At 61.0% G+C, this 17,954-nt stretch carries 11 protein-coding genes; 3 read left to right on the top strand and 8 right to left on the bottom strand.

Features of this window, described 5'->3' with window-relative positions:
• Positions 1–88: 88 nt before the first annotated feature.
• The 7 genes from F4Y38_01995 to F4Y38_01965 form a co-directional block, all read right to left on the bottom strand.
• On the bottom strand, positions 89–640 hold the full coding sequence (locus tag F4Y38_01995) for a hypothetical protein (GenBank protein ID MXY48048.1): 552 nt from the start codon (positions 638–640) through the stop codon (positions 89–91).
• A complete protein-coding gene (locus F4Y38_01990; GenBank protein MXY48047.1) occupies positions 640–1,767 on the bottom strand; it encodes a hypothetical protein in 1,128 nt (375 codons plus the stop codon). Before F4Y38_01990 ends, F4Y38_01995 begins: the two co-directional genes overlap by 1 nt.
• A 25-nt stretch (positions 1,768–1,792) precedes the next feature.
• Positions 1,793–3,409 (bottom strand): tetratricopeptide repeat protein, encoded by a 1,617-nt coding sequence (locus F4Y38_01985; protein ID MXY48046.1) that lies wholly within the window; start codon positions 3,407–3,409, stop codon positions 1,793–1,795.
• Between the two features lie 10 nt (positions 3,410–3,419).
• On the bottom strand, positions 3,420–5,327 hold the full coding sequence (locus F4Y38_01980; protein ID MXY48045.1) for a hypothetical protein: 1,908 nt from the start codon (positions 5,325–5,327) through the stop codon (positions 3,420–3,422).
• Positions 5,328–5,442: 115 nt separating this feature from the next.
• Positions 5,443–6,462 (bottom strand): PorV/PorQ family protein, encoded by a 1,020-nt coding sequence (locus tag F4Y38_01975; GenBank protein MXY48044.1) that lies wholly within the window; start codon positions 6,460–6,462, stop codon positions 5,443–5,445.
• 38 nt (positions 6,463–6,500) lie between these two features.
• Positions 6,501–9,500, bottom strand: coding sequence for a T9SS type A sorting domain-containing protein (locus F4Y38_01970; GenBank protein MXY48043.1), 3,000 nt, complete (start codon positions 9,498–9,500; stop codon positions 6,501–6,503).
• Between the two features lie 281 nt (positions 9,501–9,781).
• Complete coding sequence (locus F4Y38_01965; protein MXY48042.1) at positions 9,782–12,844, bottom strand: TonB-dependent receptor; 3,063 nt, start codon at positions 12,842–12,844, stop codon at positions 9,782–9,784.
• Positions 12,845–13,544: 700 nt separating this feature from the next.
• On the opposite strand from F4Y38_01965, the gene thrC reads away from it, so the two are divergent.
• From thrC to F4Y38_01950, 3 genes are read left to right on the top strand one after another with little or no spacing between them, the layout of a single operon-like run.
• Positions 13,545–14,870 carry a threonine synthase gene (thrC, locus tag F4Y38_01960; GenBank protein ID MXY48041.1) on the top strand — a complete coding sequence of 442 codons (1,326 nt, stop codon included), beginning with the start codon at positions 13,545–13,547 and terminating at the stop codon, positions 14,868–14,870.
• Positions 14,867–16,444, top strand: a complete 1,578-nt coding sequence (dacB, locus tag F4Y38_01955; GenBank protein MXY48040.1) for a D-alanyl-D-alanine carboxypeptidase/D-alanyl-D-alanine-endopeptidase — start codon at positions 14,867–14,869, stop codon at positions 16,442–16,444. Before thrC ends, dacB begins: the two co-directional genes overlap by 4 nt.
• Before the next feature lie 45 nt (positions 16,445–16,489).
• Positions 16,490–16,960: a hypothetical protein gene (locus F4Y38_01950; GenBank protein MXY48039.1), complete on the top strand. Its 471-nt coding sequence runs from the start codon at positions 16,490–16,492 to the stop codon at positions 16,958–16,960.
• Between the two features lie 7 nt (positions 16,961–16,967).
• Here F4Y38_01950 and rsgA read toward each other — a convergent pair whose 3' ends face one another.
• A complete protein-coding gene (gene rsgA / locus F4Y38_01945) occupies positions 16,968–17,945 on the bottom strand; it encodes a ribosome small subunit-dependent GTPase A (GenBank protein MXY48038.1) in 978 nt (325 codons plus the stop codon).
• Between the last annotated feature and the right edge of the window lie 9 nt (positions 17,946–17,954).

The following is a 17,954-nucleotide window of genomic DNA, read 5'->3' as shown; positions in this document are numbered from 1 at the left end:
CGGCCCGCATCAGGACGATGATCGGGCTGGCCAGGCTGACTGCAGGAAGGGGAAAGTAAAAGGAAGGAGAGAAGTACCGGCGCCCATTTCAACGGCGTTTTCTCATGAGTACGACGGTCATGGCCACGAGGGCAAGCACGCCCAGGCTGACCCCGGCGACGAGAAAGCCCGATACCGGTTCCCTGACCAGCGGAACCTCGAAGGCGACACTCGTCTTCTGTTCACCACGCACCGCAAACTCCACCTCGACGTGATGTACGCCTGGAACGCGCCGGGTCCACATGATCGGACGGTCGATGGCCTCGGCTTCGGCGCTGTGGTAATGCGTGTATACGTTGCCCTGTGGATCCGTGATCCCGATCCGGAGGACGCCCGCGTAGTACTCGCCCGACGACCTGCGCTGGACGTAGGTCACGAACCGCGCGTCGCCGCCGAGATCGTAGGCCTTGAAGGTCAGCGTGTACCCGGCGTCCATGTCCCGTGCCTCATCGACGACGGCCTGCTCGGAGAAGGTATATCCGACGAACGTGCCGCCCGCCACCTGGTCGTCGCCGGGCGCTCCGTTGCAGCCGGGGGCCGTAACCGCCAACGTGAACGCCGCCGTTAACGCCAGCAAGAAGCCTGTCATGTTACCGCGCACTAGTTGTACTCCTCAGGAAAAACGAAGTGGTACCGGACGACTCTGTCCTCCTCCAAATCCGCGAAGTAGATCCGGCCCTGCCGGTCCACGTGCATGGGAACGCCAACCTCGTCGAACTGCGCCGTCATTTCCCACTTTCCATCCGGCCTGAAGAAATCGAACCACCGATCCAGTTTCGTCATCTGCAGTCTGGGCATGCCTATCGCGTTGAGACCGACCTGTTCGAATTCCTGGTACTGGATGGAATTGACAATCCGTCCGTCGGGCAGAACGGCCAGTCCGCCGGACAAGCCCACGGGCGGCGGCCGCCGCGTGGTCGTCCAGCGCGCCATGGGTTTCATATCGAAGGAAGTGGTCCGGTTGAACTCCAGTTCCAGTCCGTTTACCCGGTCGAATTTGCGGATCCAGTAGGGGTGTCTCGCGGATACGACCACGTATCCGTCCTCCGTCGTTTCCATGGCCGCGTCGGAATACGCGATGAATTCCTTGAGCGTTCCCGAACGCCGCAGGGTCTCCATCGGATTGTAGAACTTGGTGATCGGATCTCCTTCCGGACTGTATTTGTAGATGAGATCGTGCTGCGTAATGACGAAAATGAGCACGTTGCCCTCGGCATCGATGCGTATGCGGCGAGGCTTCGTTACCTGCGTCGACCAGATGTCCGCGAAGGTGAGGTCCGGATTGAATACCGTGACCCGGTCGAGTTCGAAGTCCAGCACGAACAGTCTGCCTTCATCATCCAGCGCCATGTCTACCGGAGACTTGAACTGTAACGGTCCTACGCCTAACGACCCTACGGCCGTCTGAAAGGCACCGGACTCGTCGAATTTGGAAATCTGTTTCCGGTCCGAATCGGCAATGTAGATGTTACCGCTTCGGTCCGTGGTGATCCCGAATGCCGAAGCAAAGGACCGGCCCTCGCCTCCTTCGATCACCAGGTCTTCTTCGAGCGTGACGTCAGCAGTTTGATCGGGTGCGTGCCGGACCGGGGCGTCGCTGATGACCCTTGAAGCGCCCGCGACCACTTCCGTCCTCCCACGCCACATCCCGTCATCGTCCGCTTCCGAGCAACCCATCAGCAGTACCGCGGCCAGGAGCGGCAACGCTCCGGACTTGAACCCCTTCATCCGCTTCTCCTTCCGGTACGTCCATTCATGATCCGTTCCTTTCCTCCCTGATCTGCTCCCATCGCTGCTGCAATTGCGCGTTCTCCGGTTCGATGCGGACGGCATTCCCCATCGCTTCATCGGCTTCGCTGTAGTCCCCTCTCGCGTTCCTCACAATGGCCAGCGTTTCGTAGGCGACGGCGGTAGGTGCGATCTCAACCGCCTTGCCGGCCAGTTCGAGGGCACGGTCCAGGTCCTCCCCGTGCCGGGCGATGAGCCAGGCCAGGTTCGTATAGGCCTCCACATAGTTCGAATCCAGCAGGATCGCCTGCTGATATGCATCGCGGGCCTCGTCGAACCTGCCCAGCTCCACGTAGGCCACGCCCAGGTTGTTGAAGGCGTGAACGAAACGGGGCGACAGCTCTGTCGCTATCCTGAAGGCCCGCACGGCGTCCTCGTACCGGCCCAGGCGGGTCAGGGCCGTCGCCATGTTGTAATGCATCTCCGCCACCCGAGGATTCAGCCGTACCATGGATTCCGCCTGCGACAACGCCTCCCTGAACCCGTTAAGCTGCTGAAACGTATCGAGAAAACGCCTGGCATCGTCCTGTCTGCCCATGGCGTTCAGGGTGTTTCCTATGGCAAGATAGGGTTCGGGGTACGCCCGATTGAGATCGACCGCCCGTGAGTACGCTTCCAGGGCCTCTTCATGCCGTTGAGCGGCCGCAAAGGCCGTACCCGCATGGTAACGCAGGATAGCGGACTCGGGATCTATCACCAAGGCATCCTGGTACAGCGAAATCGCCCGTTCGGTCTGACCCGCCCTCAGCGAGGCCTGGGCAAGACCCGCGATGGCCTCCACCGATGCCTCATCGATGCGCAGGGCGTTCTGGTAGGACCGGACCGCGTCGTCGACACGGCCTTCGCTCAACGCGATCACGCCGAGCTGGCAGTAGGCCTCCGCCATGCCGGCATCCACCTGCAAAGCCCCTCGAAAGGCATCCCGCGCTTCCTGGAACTTACGCTGATCCAGCAGCACGCGACCCAACGCGAACCGGGCGTCGACGTAATCCGGATCGATGGACAGGGCATTGGTATAGGAAATGGCGGCCTCGCCCAGGGCGCCCAGTTTCTCTTCCGTAGTCCCCCGGCCGTAGTGAAACAGGCTGTTATCCGGGTCGCGGTCCGTCGCCTCGACGAACGACTTTATCGAATCGACAAGCCGACCCGTGTACTGGTAAGCCTGGCCCAGGTTGTAGTACGGTTCGGCGCGATCGGGATCCATTTCCACGACGCGGTGGAACGCATCGATCGCTTCGTCGTACCGTTCTTGCTGGGCGTAAACCAGGCCCAGGTTGAAATGGGCATCGGCGTCCCCGGGACGCAGTTCGGTGACGACCAGGAAGGCCGCTTCCGCCGTGTCCAGCTTCTCCAGCGCGACGGCGGCAAGGCCCAGGTTGAAGTAGTTGGCGGGTTCGCTCGTGTTCTCCTCGATCTGCCGTCGGAAGTACATCACGTCTTCGAGCAGAAGGGATTCGTCCTCGGGCGAAAGTTGCCTGAGTGCTTCATCCGGACGGGCGGTGGTGATGTTCGTGAGGTAGGGACCGGTGTCCGTAAGCAGGGGCGTGTAAAGCAGAAGGGCTGCGAGAAGGATATTGCGCATTCCGTACCCGTCAGTCGAAGTAGGATCTGAGACGATCGCGAAGGCTCAGTCCTTTCGAAGGCGTGGAAACTTCCAGTTGTCCGACCGGCCTTACCGTGGTGACGTCCGAAGCCACGGCCATGTCTTTCTGCGTCCACTTCTTGAGATCCGCCAGCGGCTTGAACGCTCTTCTGTAAATCAGATCGGTATGGATATCCACGCGATCGACATCCGTCGGGACTTCGAAGGAATACACGGAGCGATCCGCCTCGCGCGCCTTGATCCGCGTGTCTTCAACGATGCGGGTCGCCTGCCAGTCCATTACGTGGGTTTTGCCCGCGTCGTCACCGAAGACCAGGGCGAATCCCTTGCCCGGGTAGCCCGCGTAGTTTCCTTCGGCCAGGTCGCCTTCGCCGCCGTAGGTCGGTACGCGCTGGTCCCCCACGTAACGCAGGGTATCGCCACTCGCCAGTACGGGGGTGACGAGCAACAGCATGTTCCTGATGGTGATTCCCGACGGGATGTGATGGCCGGTATTGACGTTGCGCACGTCCACGGTCACCGTCAGCAGGCCGCCTGCAACAACGGCGTCGATGGCCAGGGTGGCGGCGTTCGGCAGGAGTTCTTCCGTGGCCCCGGGGAACCCGTGCGTCTTAACGGTGGTCGGATCCCGGTATCCGATGGGTGTCCAGAACTTCTCCGCGTCGCCGTTCACGAAAGAACCAAAGGTGAAACCATCGGAATCGGGCTCCATGTGGCAGTCCTGGCACTCGATGCCCATGGCGGAATAGGGACTCTCCTTCCATTCCCGGTACGTATCCATGAATGGAAGGCCGTGCTTGTTCTTGTGCTGGTGGCAGGCGGAGCAGTAGTCGCTGCTCGTGTATTGCGGATTGTAGCTCGCCACCATGGGCGAGGTGTTGGTTGAACCCGGCAAGGGGGTGAAGTTGATGACGTCGTCATAGGGTCCGTAGACGAAGATCGGCGGGAACTTCCCCTTGATGAGCCGGGCCTGCCTTTCCTCTTCCATAGCCACCAGGTTCAGAGTGATCGATCCGTTCACGCCCGCATGGTCATTGACCTCCACGTGCTGAATCTTGTGGCAGAAATCGCAATGTATCCCCGCAGCGTCGACCGAACCGGCCATTTTTTCGTACTCCATGCGTTCGAGCGTCTTGTAGTCCTGAACGGTCGGATAGGCCAGCGAACGGTTGTACACGACCTTCAGGTCGGTATGACCCGGCGCTTGCACGGCGGCCGACGGAGCGTGGCAATCGGCGCACTCTCCGGCTTCGTCGGGAAAATCCAGCCGGAAACCAGGTCCCACGTTTTCATTCCCGTCCGCGTCCGTACCGTCGTACAGGTTCAACGTCCACGGATTGGTCACGCCTTTCGCGTGCTGGGAAGTATTCCACTGATCGTAGAGATCTCGATGGCAGAGGTAACAGGTCGGTTCGAAATGGCAGAGGTTGCACCCCTCTTCGAAGCCCGTGTGGGATTGCGTGCGCAGTCGTTCCAACTCTTCCGGATCCTCGCGAAGATCGACCAGCGATTTGTGGGGGGTGATGAAATTATAGGCGTCGTCTTTCTCTTCGGGTACTTTTTGCAATACGATCGTCGTATATGATGTTTTGGGATCTATCATGACCCCGCCGTTCAACCAGCCTTCCTTGCCTGCCGTTACCGCGTAATGCTGCACGGGTTCTTCAATGATGTTCAGGGTAAACCTTCCCTCGGAATCGGTAAGCACGAAATCCGGCTTCCCGTGTTCCCGCACGCGGACATCCGGTATGGGATCTTTCCCATCGATGACGATGCCGCTCAACTGCAGGGCCTGGGCCCTGGCTTCCAGACCGATCATCGCTCCGGCGGCCGCGATGCATCCGATCACGAATACCCTCACCAGTTGCCTGTATCCGGCCAGTCCATTCAACTTCATTGAATTCCCCGATTCTCTCACAACATAAGAGAATCCCTCATCGAACGGACTGAGGGATTCTCCTGGTGCTTCAAACGATAATGCTTACATCCATCGGTACTTCCCGGCTTGATGTTTAGAAGCCTACGCCGACGGACACGCGATGCAGATCGTCCAGCAGTTCATACTGCGTATACGCGTAATCAACGTTGAGACTCAATTCACCCTGGCTGAACCGGAGACCGGCGCCAGCGGAAACGCCTTCATCCTGGCCGCCGCTGTATCCGGCTTTCCAGCCTACCCGGCCCGCGATGTAGTCGTTCACCCACCACTCGATACCGAGATTGAGCACGGAATCGAACTCGCGGAGCTTCCAGAGTTCGGCGCTGGTCATTAAGCTTCCCACCGGCAGTTCGTACGGTTCAATGGCAAAACCGATACGGAACGTCGTGGGCAACTGGTCGCGAGCGCTCGACTCTTCGATAAATTGCATGTCCGGACCGAAGTTCTGGAACGAGGCGCCAATACGGAAATTACGGAAATCCGTCGTATAGATGGTGCCCACGTCGACCGCAACCGCCGTACTGGTACGGTCATCGTCTCCGGCGCCGCTCGTGCCTTCCGAAACGTACTTCAGCGATCCACCGACCGCGAAGGAATCCGTCAGACGACGCGCATAGCTCGGACCGATGGCCAGGTCCGTCACGTTGAAGTTCTGGCCCTGGTTGGCGAATTGACCCGTTGGATCTCCAGAGGTGGTATAGGGTATGTCGCCCGAAAGCATCGAATGCACACTCACACCCACCGCCCCGTTATCGCCGAGATTCCAAACGAGACCTGCGCTGAACACGGTCATTTCCGCGAAATACGGTGCATAGGAAACGCCGACCGCGCCCCTGCCCTCTACGAACACCATGGTAGCCTGGTTCGTCAGTGCCGAGAACGCGCCCAGATCCGTATAGGATGTGGCGGAGGATCCAACACCCGCGACACGGGCGCTAGCATCCAGCGTCAGAAACTTCGTCGCGGCGGTTCCACCCTTGGAAACCTGAGCATGAACCGGTGCTGACAGTGCCAACAGCAGTCCGGTGACCACGCCCCAGCGAAACAATACTTTCATTAGAAAACCTCCCTGAATCGGACCGACCCGCGCCATGGCCGGTCATGGCCCATGGCGCAGGACGTAACCGAAGATTACCGCCGGACGTAGAGTTTCAGTGTTTTCGCGTAGTCCACGCCACCGATCTCGGCTTCCACCACGATGATATACAGACCGCTGGCAACCGGTACGTTGGAATCATTCTTCAGATCCCAGTCCGTCACACCGCCGATCGTCGTGGTCTGTTCACCCGGCACGGAGAACTGCTTCACCAGCAGGCCGGCCGCATCGAAGATCGTGATGCGGGACGGTACCGGAGCGTTGAAGAACTTGACGGTCTGAGACTTCGTTGCCAGATCCCACTGGGCCTGGAAGACGAAGGGGTTGGGCGCGACCGTAATCAGATCTTCGAATTCGGCCACACCGCCCACCACCTCGTTACGGATCACGGTAGTCGGGATAACGTCCTGTCCCGGTACCTGCGGTCCCACCGTCAAACCCCGGTACGGATACTGGCCGTGCCAGCGTCCGTCCGTACCGTTCGCGTTCATCGTGTAGAAACTCTCGAGTCCGTTGATCGTACGGGTGATCACGCGCTGCGTAGAACCCTGATCGGCCACGTAGTTGTCGAAATCGTGCTGTTGCGCGCTTTCGCTATCCACCGAGGCTACGTAGTACCAGTAACTGAAACCTATCAGCACGGAACGATCCTCGAACATATAACCGCTCTTGCCGACCAGCCGAGGATCGGTGGGAATACCGCCGACACTGGTAATCTGCGCATCGCCGGATCCGATGGCATCCGGATAGCGATCCGAGAAGCTGGTGGCGATGGCCGTCGTAGCGCCCAGAGCATTGTTCGCTTCGACGATCTGTGCCGAACTGGGCTTGGTTTCGATGAAATCATCCTCGAAACCAGGCAGCCTGTTGCCAGCCGGATACGGGTTCGGATAGGAAACGGATTCCGGCGGACTCAGACTGTTGGTCTGATTGCCACCGCCGCCGCCAAATTCAGCGATCTGGACATACGGACCGGAGAAGTTCGGCGCCGCGAAGCGCTTCACCAGGTCGTCGGCCACGAAGTCGTATACCCGGCCGATGTTGTAATCGGCGCCGAGGGTCAGTCCTTCATGGATGAACCGGGCGTAGGGATGGCCCTGCTTCACCGCGGCACTCGTCGGATCGGTTACGTCCGTGACCGGTGCGGCGCCGTCGCTCAGACCGAGATTCGGCGGAATCACCGTACTGTTGTAACCGACATCATGGGCTACTGTAGCGGTCGGGAACTGATCGATGAAACCGGAAGCGCGGTACACGCGGTACTTCGCGAAGTCCGCGGTACCCCGACCCGGATCGATAGCCGTTTCCGCATTGTTCGCCCACGCCAGCGCGATCGTACCGTTGGCGGTCGGGAAGACCGACAGGGTAGGAGGCGGAGGCGGGTGGAACAGCGCGCCGCTGGCTGTGCCGCGACCGAAGTTGATGGTCTGCGACATGACCGCGCCGTCGCCGTCCCGCATTACGGAACCATCGGCGTTGTACATGGGGATGGTACGGTCATTGGAGCCGTCCCAGTAGTACGTATTATTCGCCATGTTGTACTTCCGCTGCATCCAGACGTCCATAGCGCGGAGATATACGTCATAAGCGCCATCCTTGCCGGCGCCGATGAGGTCAACATGCCAGATGGTCAGGTCTTCGCCGGGCGCCTTGGTGTAGGGGCCCCAGCCCAGGGCGTTCCGGATGCAACCGGCGCCCGAGGTCTCTTCCTTCGTGTCGCTTCCGTTGTACGGATCGGGCACGATGCCCCTGAACACGCCGTCGAGATCGAAGAGTGTAAAACTGTCGTACTGACCTGACTGCACACCCTGAGCCACTCCGGGATTGCCAGGCTGGGTCAGGTTACGCGGGTCACCCCACATCAGGCCCATGCCCTCGGCCGATCCACCCGGCTGGGTCTTGGCGGTCCAGGTGCTGATATCGGTCGTTCTGCCGAGTGGCGAACCGCTGGTGAAGAGATCCGGATGCGGCGCACTGCTTCCGCCCGGAACGTTGACCTTCTTGCCCTCGAGGTACTTGGTAAGCGAACCCTCGTACCAGCCGAACACGCCTCTCAAGTCGGCGATCCACCATTCGTGGGTATTGAACAGGCCGACGGACGGCGCGTCGTAGATATCCAGCGCCGCGACGTTGTTCGTGTCACCAAGCGGATCATCGTCGCCGGAACCTTCGAGAATCATCAGGGATGCTTCGCCCACGTGCAACGGATTGAAGTTACCGTTGGTCGTATTCCACACGTAGGAATCGATACCCGGATGTCCAGGACTGTCCTCGTCGAACATGGTGACCAGGCCCGAATAGAACCGGTCGCTGTAAGGCGCCTGGTTGTAGCGGCCCGAGTTGATCAGCCCTTCCGGTACGGCGAGAGGCATCACGCGGCTGAACATGGCGGGCGGCTGCTTGTCGTCGCCACCGGTACCACCGCCGATCGCCCCGCCCGTCAGGAGGGGATTGTTCGTCCATGGAATATCGAAGTCGTAGTTGAAGATGATCAAGAAGTTCTTGACCGTGGCTCCGTTTAATTCCGGACTGTTATCGGTATTCACATCCACATCGCCGTGCGTGTTCAACACATGACGCAGCAGGATGAAGTCATTCGTATGGCCGTAGCCGTAGCTGAAGCTGTACGACTGACGCAGGATCCGAATACCGGCGTTCGTATTGAAGGTGGCTTCCGTGATAAACGGCTCGCGGTATCCACCGGGGCCCACAGTGCCGCCACCAAAACCGGGACTTTGCGAACCGCCCTGATCGGACCAGAAGCCCGCGGGTGGATTCTCACGCTGGTGAGGCGGAGCCCGGTACACGTTGTTCGTACCGACGAATGCACCTTCGGCGCGGCTTGCAGGCATACCGGCCACGGCGTCAGGCAGATAGGCCGTGATGCCGAAGGCCGACGCCCATAGCGGCGCGTCCAGCCCGCCCGCCGGGAAGGTGTACGAAGGATAGCCCATCGTCGGACTCATGGAACGACCGGACCCACGCCAACCCCAACCGGTGTAGGTATCGGTCAGTTCCGAATTCATGACGGCCATGTAAGTCTGACCACCGATATAGGCAGGCTGCCTTTCATCCACGCCGAGCTCGTGAGGTATCGGAACCAACTGAGCCGTCGCAGAGTTTGCCGGGGCGTCCGGCAAAGCCGTGAGATATGTAGCTGTCCCAAGGATTGCCGCCGAAGAAAGCACCAACGCTCCGGCTGTTACGTATCGACGCCATTTCTTCAAAATGAACCTCCTTATGCCGGCAACGTTCCGCGAACGCCGCCAACGTTGCGAGAAGACGCGCGGTAAATGCGCGCCTCCCCGCTTTGGATTTACCATGCTAAGTTGAGACCTATCCAGATATCGCGTGGTCCGTTACCCTGCGTACCGATGCCACCCAAAGGACCGCCTACGAGACCCACGGGATCGCCGCGACGTTGCCAGCGGTCACCGTTCGCGTTGTCGGAGCCACCGGTGATGGCATAGATGTTCGCCCGGTCTAAGAGGTTGTTGACCTGGGTGAACACGCCGAGCCGCACGTTGCCGAGATCGAAGTTCTTCTGGGCGTACAGGTCGGTGGTCCAGGTCCAGGGCGAACGCTGCGCAGCGGCAAGCAATCCGAGCGGATCGATCGCCTGGTCGCTCGACGTGCGGTACTGGTTACCGCTCTGCGCCTTGGTCAGCAAAGAAGCGCTGATGCCGTAGGGCAGCTCGAGCAGGAGGTTCGCGACGAGACGATGACGTCGATCGAATTGGTTGAACTCGCGGATGTAAGTATCCGGCGTCGGCGTGCCATCCACGAAGTCGGAGAAAACGAGTACCGTCTCACCGCCGCGTTCGCGGACGGTTTGCGGCGTGGTCAGATCCGACGTGAAGGCCAGGGTGTAGTTGGCACGTACCGAGAACCGGTTGGCCATCTGGCGCCGTACCGATACCTCGAGTCCGCGCGCGTCCTGGGCGAACGTCGGAAGGAGGATGGAGACCTCGCGTTGCGAACCGCCGATGAAAGCTACGTCCGGTGCGAAGAGCCAGGTAAGCGGCTGGTTGTTTACATCCCGGAAATAACCCGTGACGTCCACGTAGTAACCGGGATAGATCTCCGCCTGCAGACCCATCTCGTAATTCGTGGACTTCTGGAACGGCAGGTCCGGATTACCGTGGTTCCGCTCGAACGGCGAGGTCTGAACCAGGCCCGTGTACAGGGCCTCCAGCCGCGGACGTTGGTTGAAGATACCGTACGAATAGTGCAACGCGGCGCGATCCGTGATCGGATGGGAGATACCCAGGCGCGGCGCAAGACCCGTCTTCATCGACGGCTCCAACGTGCGGTATTCCGGATCATCATGCTCCGGACCGGGACCAGAACGCGGACGGTACGGATTGATCGCGTTGGCATTGGCGTCGAAGATGTCCAGCCGCAACCCCGCGTTCACCACGAGACTTCCGTACTCGATCCGGTCCTGCATGTACGCGAAGTACTCGACCGGATAGACGTGCGCCTGCCGGCCGGCGAGGGGCAGCGTGCTGGCGGTCGGGTCCAGATTGAGGTCGTTGAAGAGCGACACGGCGTTACCCCGGGCGGGGCCTCTCGTGCTCTCTTCATAGTCGTTCATCGTCACGCCGAAACCGCCCTTGAACTGGTGGTTCGAGTTCACCTGGCTGGTGATGGCGAAGTTGAGGTCCGTCTTGAAAGGCCGGCGACTGATGTAGTTGCCGAAATCGATCGCAGAGTAGGCCTCGTCGCCGTACAGGATGTAGGGCACCTGCGTACCGGCGCCTTCCTCGAGTGCCGAGTAACCCACGGAGTTGATGAACGCGGAAGTAAGCGCCGGCAGGGGCTCCTTGCCGTACTTGGGATTGTAGCGTTCGTTGTACTCGCGCAAGTGGCTGAAACGGATCTCGTAGAAGGTCCGCGGACTGAGCGTATGGGTATACGCCAAATTCACGTGAAACCGGCCGTTGTAGTTCTGGTTGCGGCCATCCGAATTGTACTTCCATCCGTAAGGCGTACTCCGCTGACCCTTCCTGCTGAAGAAACCCTCGTCTTCCATGAGTCCGGACATGGACAGTTTCATGCTGGTCCGTGGCCGGTAGGTCATCTTCACGAAGGTGTTCATCAGGCGGGAGTAGTCATTGGGGTTACGGCCCCAACTCTCGTTAAAACGCCCTGAAGCGAACCAGTTCAGCTTGCTGCCCAGCGGACCGCCCATGCCGAAGTCGATCTGGACCGGGCGCTTCTCCGTCCGGTTGTTCCGGGCGAACTGGTTGTACTTGTCCGGGTGGAAGGACCGGTCCACCGGCGCATCGCGATTCACCGCGACACCGCTATTCGCCTGGGCTTCCGGCAGGCCATCCGACAGATAAGACCAGAGGATGGCTTCGGGTTCGGGAATGACCCGATCGTAATCCCAGTAATAGGTGTCGCGCTTGTAGATGGCGGACCAGCTTTCCGGCGCACCGGTCATGTCCAGCACGTCGAAAGGATCCTGCATCCTGAGACCATCGTCCGCGCGGGCGGGATCGCTGTTGAAGGCGTTCGTCTTGTCGATCGCGCCCTGGATGATATCGCGCAGATCCTGCTCCGACCAGGTACCGGCCCGGTAGGCGTCGACGATATCGAGATCAGGCGGTTTGGCCCAGTTGAGGCCTTTCTGACCTAGCGTGCGGTACTCGAAGTTACCGTTATAACTGGAACCGCCTTCGCGGGTCACCACCGTGGTGATGCCGGCCAGCGCGTTCACGTATTCGGCGTTGAACGTACCCGTCTTGACCTGAAGTTCCTGGATCATGTAGGGGTTGATCGTAAACGCCTGTGCTGTGTTTAACCGCTGCCCTGTCACCGTGGCACCGTCGATCGTGGTCTGCTGATCCTGGGCGCGGCCGCCGCGGAGGTTTCCGGCGAAGCTGCCCGCGGTGGTCAAAACCACTTCGGCGATATTCACCACCGGCAGCGCCTGGATTTCTTCGGCCTGCACGATGGTCCGGGTGGAGGTCAGACTCTTCTCGACCAGGTCCCGGGTCGCCACGACCTCGACCGCCTCGGCGGATTCGAGAATCGTGGACTCCAGTTCGAAGTTGAGCGTCGTGGTGATATCGGCATCCACCTGCGTACCTATGGCACGCACCGGGACATAACCGATGACATTCACCACCAGGGTGTAGGAACCGGGCGGTACGTTCAGAATGAAGTATTCGCCCATGTCATTCGCCATTGCACCCAGAACCGTGCCCTCGACGCGGACACTGGCCGCGGGCAGCGGTTCCCGCGTCGCACCGTCGACCACGACACCGGAAATCTTACCCAGCGAAATCTGCGCCTGTGCTTCCGTCGAGATGCTGAGCACTAACGCGAAAGCGAATGCGAAGCGCAAAGCTCGTGAAATTGTTATAGACATCTAATTCACTCCTCGTTTAACAGAGCCCTTCTGATTATTGTCAGCTTGCCCCGGCCTGCTGACTGTATCGTAATGTTGCAGACTCGACTTCAGATTCCAACTGCACTTCTTTCGACACTCACCTCCCTCCAGCGATGGTATTGGGGCAATCGTATACAAACAAGTTATCTGAATACCTTCAAAGTGATATGAAACGACATACATGACGGCCGCGTGCAAGGGCATGAACACGCGACGAAACATCGATTTTGAATGTCAGTGATCCGTGTACCTATCAAATGCAAACAACGTGCCAGATTTCGAACCGCCCGCCGGCGCACACGAATCCATATCCGAAACCCCTTGGGACTCTAGGAGAAACAAGCCCATGGGTCGTAATTCGCCACCTGTATGGGGCCGTTCCGGATGACACGTAACACGAAATAAATTTCATCCTTCGATATGGGCTGAAACGAATTGCACAACACGGCCCGAATCCATTACGCTATCGTACTCATCACAACCCCCGCAGACGCCGCCAAATCTTCCTTGACTTTGTACACGGCCCCGCATAAGGTGTTGCGCTGGTAATGGTTCGGCTGTGTTTGGTAGTGCTCCATTCAGCGAGTAATAAGTATATATCCGGTCCCAATCATAGTCAACATTTTATTTCATTATTATTCAAAAATCGGCATGGCCGGGTACAAAAAGCAGGTTCTCCATGGAATACAGGTCCTGGTTTTACTGCATCGAAGGCTGCAGCGAAACCTATCCGTTGAACGAAATCATCTACCGGTGCCGGGTCTGCGGGGGCCTGCTCGACGTCGCCCATGATATGGAAAGCCTGAGGGCCCGGGGCGCCGCGGGCTGGATGAGACTGTTCGACGAGCGGTACCGGCGGACGGAGTATCCTTACGGTAGTTCGGTCTGGGGCAAGAAGGAATGGGTCTGCCCCGCGGTGGACGACCAGCACGTCGTTTCCATTTACGAGGGCGGCAGCAACCTGTTCTGGGCCGAGCGGCTTGGCGAGGAACTCGGCCTGGGCGACCTCTGGGTTAAGCAGTGCGGCAACAACCACACCGGTTCGTTCAAGGACCTGGGCATGACCGTGCTGGTCTCCATGGTCAACCAGATGATCGAGGAAGGACAGGGCATCCGGGGGATCGCGTGCGCCTCGACGGGAGATACCTCGGCGTCGCTGGCGGCCTATTGCGCCTCGGCGGGCATCCCGGCCATCGTGTTCCTGCCCCGGGACAAGGTCTCCGTGACCCAACTCATTCAGCCCATCTCCCACGGCGCGCTGACCCTGTCGCTGGATACGGATTTCGACGGATGCATGGAGATCGTCCAGCAGGTGGCCGAAAGCGAAGGCATCTACCTCGCGAATTCCATGAACTCCCTTCGCCTGGAAGGCCAGAAGACGATCGGGATCGAGATCTGCCAGCAGTTCGACTGGGAGGTGCCCGACCTGATCATCATACCCGGCGGCAACCTGGGCAACGTCTCCGCGCTGGGCAAGGGGTTCCTGATGATGGAGGAGCTCGGGCTGATCGACAAGCGGCCGCGCATCGTCTGCGCGCAGGCGGCGCGGGCCAATCCGCTCTACCAGAGCTACCTGAAGGGATTCAATGAATTCGAACCTATCCATGCCGAGTCGACGGTGGCCAGCGCCATCCAGATCGGCAACCCCGTCAGCTACGAGCGCGCCGTCCGCGTGCTTAAGGAATTCGACGGCAAAGTCGAACAGGCCACCGAGGACGAGATCGCGAACGCCTCCGCCCGCGGCGACCTGACCGGGCTCTACAACTGCCCGCACACGGGCGTCGCGCTGGCCGCGCTCTTCAAGATGGTCGAACGTGGCGAGATTCGGTCCACCGACCGTGTCATCATCATTTCCACGGCGAACGGACTGAAGTTCACCGATTTCAAGGTCGGATACCATGAAGACCGGCTGGACGGCGTCGACGTGAGACATGGACATGCCCCCCTGGAACTGCCTGCCCGTTACGACGACGTGGTCCGGGCGATCGACCGGACGCTGACATGAGCGCGAAACCGACGCTCGGCGCGGACGTCTTTCCCAGCACGGACGTCTTTCACACCGCCGCCGCCATGAAAGCGCCGTCCGCTCCCGCGGCCGGCGTCCTGCTACTCGTCCTGGTCCTGTTCGTGCTCGCCTGCGGCGGTCCCCTGCAATTCCGCGGGGGGCCTTCCGGAGCGGAACGGCGCCTGGCGGAGGACATAAGCCGGATCCTGGATCACCCGGAACTGGCGCCCATGACCGTGGGCGTGAAGGTCGTGTCGCCGGTCACGGGCCAGGTACTCTTCGCACGGCACTCCAGCGGACTGTTCCATCCCGCGTCCAATACCAAGCTGTTCACCGCCATGGGCGTCCTGCGGACCATGGGCCCCGGCTACCGCTACCTGACGAGCGTCTTCGCCGATGGTGACGCCTATGCCGGAAGCGACACGCTTCACACGTCGCTGTACCTACTCGGTCGCGGAGACCCCATGCTGGAATCGGCGCACCTGGACAGCCTCGCCGGTGTCGTAGCCGACCTCGTATCAGGGTCGTACGGCGCACGGGTCATCGCGGGCGACATCGTCGTCGACGACGCCTACCTGGACGAGGTGCCCTACGGTGAGGGGTGGATGTGGGACGACGTACAGTACAGTTACTCCGCCTCCCTGAACGCGCTATCGGTAAACGGAAACAGCGTGAAGATCGGCATTTCGCCCGGGGCCGCCGTCGGCGCGCCCGTAACGGTCCGGGTCGATCCGCCGACGACGTCCGTTACCTTTATCGTGGAGGCCCTGACGGCGGCGGCGGGGGATACCTCTACCGCCGAACCGATCAGGATCGAGCGGGACTGGCCGTCGCGGTCCAACCGGATCACCATAACCGGCCGGGTCGCCATGGACGCGGGCGAACGAGAGTACTTCCGCTCCGTCGAAGCGCCCGGTCTGTACGCGGGGAAACTGTTCCGGGACAAGCTGCAGGCCAGCGGCGTACGCGTGACCGGAACGGTCCGAAGGGGCGTCACGCCGACCCGCGCCCGGACGGTGGCGACCTACCGTTCACCGCCGGTGACCGGAGCCCTGGTCCGCCTGCTCAAGTACAGCCACAACCTGACGGCGGAATTGCTCATCAAGACCATGGGACGCCACACGACGGGCGAACCGGGCTCGTCCGCCGACGGGCTGGCCGCCCTGCGACAGGTCCTGGCAGACTACATCGGCCTGGACCCCGACGCCTACCGGTTCGCGGACGGTTCCGGACTCTCGTGGTACAACTACGTATCGCCCGACCAGGTCGCGGCGCTGCTTACGGCGGCGTACCACGATCCCTTGATCGGCGCCGACTTCCGGGAGGCGCTGCCCGTCGCCGGGGAGGACGGGACCCTGGCAAACCGGATGAAAGACACGGCGGCCATGGGCAATCTCAGGGCGAAGACCGGCACCCTGACCGGTGTGAGCTGCCTGAGCGGCTACGTCCATACCCTGGACGGCGAGCCCCTGGTCTTCTCGATCATGATAAACAACTTCGTCGGCCCGGCGTCGACGGCGCGCCGGGCACAGGATGCAATCGGCGTCCTGCTGGCCGGATTCAGTCGCAAGTGACCCGCGTGAAACGCTGCGTGGTTCACTATTCGGGAAGGACCTGATATGGCGGAGTCCAGGGATCCTCACGTGGAAGGCAAGGTCAACCGGGCACACTATTCGAGCAAGACGGAACTGTCGGCGCGCCTTTTCGCCGTGCTGGACCTGACCGCTAAGGACCGGGGCCTGAGCCTGATCCCCCAGCTTTCCCGGGCGGTGCGGCGGGGAGATGTCCTGGAACTCATCTGCACCGACGAAGAAGACGCCGGACCGGGTTCGAAGGTGGACCGGGCCGCCTACATCGGCTTCGCGGAAGTTTCGGAAGCGGGGCTGCTGCTGCGCGGGGACGCGGTCTCCGTCCGTGAGGAAGAGATCGGGACGATAACGGGGTTCGACGAGACGCACCTGCCCAACCACCTGAACGTCGTCATCCGATCGAAGCGTCTCGTCTCGGGCCGGGAAATGGAACTGTCCCTGGACGAGTTGATCACCTTCTCCGGGATTAGCGCGGACCCGGACCGGGGCATCGGATTCTGATTTACACCTACCGCCCCTCATCCAGTTCTTTACGCAACGCGACGTAGCTGTCGTACCGCTCCCGGGACACGACGCCCGCCGACAGGGCGGCCCTCAGGGTACAGTCCGGTTCGTGGACGTGCGTGCAGTCGTGGAACCTGCAGCCCGCAAGATGGCCGCGCATGTCGGGGAACAACTCCGGAAGCTCGCGCGGCGAGACGTCCCACAGGCTGAATTCCCGGATCCCCGGAGAGTCGATCACCAGGCCCCCCGCATCGAGCCGGTGCGCGGCGAGATAGGTGGTGGTGTGCCGGCCGCGGCCCGTCGTCCGGTTCACCTCGCGGACCCGCAGACCGAGGCCGGGTTGCATGGCGTTCAGCAGGGAGGTCTTTCCCGCGCCGGATGGGCCCGCGATCGCGGATACCCGGTTCCGCAGCGTGGCCTTCAGCAGGTCGACCCCCTCTCGCGTCACGGCGCTGGCCGGGATGACGCGGAATCCGCACCGTTCGTAGATCGCCGCGAAGTCCGGGTCCTCGTCCCTCGACAGATCGATCTTGTTCAGGCAGATGACCGGGGCGAGGTTGCCGGCCTCCGCAGCCACGAGCAGGCGGTCCAGCAGCTGCAGGTTCGGACTCGGGTCCCGCACCGAGAAGACGGCGACGAGATGATCGGCGTTGGCGATCATGATCTGTTCGACGCGCCGCTTGCCGGGGGCGAGTCGGGAGAGTTTGGAACGGCGCGGAAGCACTTCCTCTATGGCCCCGGTCTCGCCCTGGTCCTCCACGACCCGCACGCGATCTCCGATGGCCACGGGATTCACGGCGTCGATACGGCCGACCTGCTCGACGGAATGATGCTGGTTGTCCCGTTCCGGATAGATCAGCGCCTTCTTCATCCTGCTGCGCAACGCGCAGGCGAAGATCCCGTGCCGGGTCTCCACGTCGAACACGCCCCGGTGTTCCCTGATTACGATGCCTTCGGTCGATTTCACAATCGCGGCGCCCATGGCGCCTGG

The sequence above is a fragment of the Gemmatimonadota bacterium genome (genome assembly GCA_009838645.1).
Classification (GTDB): domain Bacteria; phylum JAAXHH01; class JAAXHH01; order JAAXHH01; family JAAXHH01; genus JAAXHH01.
This window is presented reverse-complemented; position numbering and strand designations above follow the sequence as displayed.

Excerpts from the sequence above, each read along its gene's own strand:
- F4Y38_01990 (MXY48047.1), bottom strand. The coding sequence starts at position 1,767 with ATGAAGGGGTTCAAGTCCGGAGCGTTGCCGCTCCTGGCCGCGGTACTG.
- F4Y38_01985 (MXY48046.1), bottom strand. The coding sequence starts at position 3,409 with ATGCGCAATATCCTTCTCGCAGCCCTTCTGCTTTACACGCCCCTGCTT.
- F4Y38_01980 (MXY48045.1), bottom strand. The coding sequence starts at position 5,327 with ATGAAGTTGAATGGACTGGCCGGATACAGGCAACTGGTGAGGGTATTC.
- F4Y38_01975 (MXY48044.1), bottom strand. The coding sequence starts at position 6,462 with ATGGCGCGGGTCGGTCCGATTCAGGGAGGTTTTCTAATGAAAGTATTG.
- F4Y38_01970 (MXY48043.1), bottom strand. The coding sequence starts at position 9,500 with ATGGCCGTCATGAATTCGGAACTGACCGATACCTACACCGGTTGGGGT.
- F4Y38_01965 (MXY48042.1), bottom strand. The coding sequence starts at position 12,844 with ATGTCTATAACAATTTCACGAGCTTTGCGCTTCGCATTCGCTTTCGCG.
- thrC (MXY48041.1), top strand. The coding sequence starts at position 13,545 with ATGGAATACAGGTCCTGGTTTTACTGCATCGAAGGCTGCAGCGAAACC.
- dacB (MXY48040.1), top strand. The coding sequence starts at position 14,867 with ATGAGCGCGAAACCGACGCTCGGCGCGGACGTCTTTCCCAGCACGGAC.
- F4Y38_01950 (MXY48039.1), top strand. The coding sequence starts at position 16,490 with ATGGCGGAGTCCAGGGATCCTCACGTGGAAGGCAAGGTCAACCGGGCA.
- rsgA (MXY48038.1), bottom strand. The coding sequence starts at position 17,945 with ATGGGCGCCGCGATTGTGAAATCGACCGAAGGCATCGTAATCAGGGAA.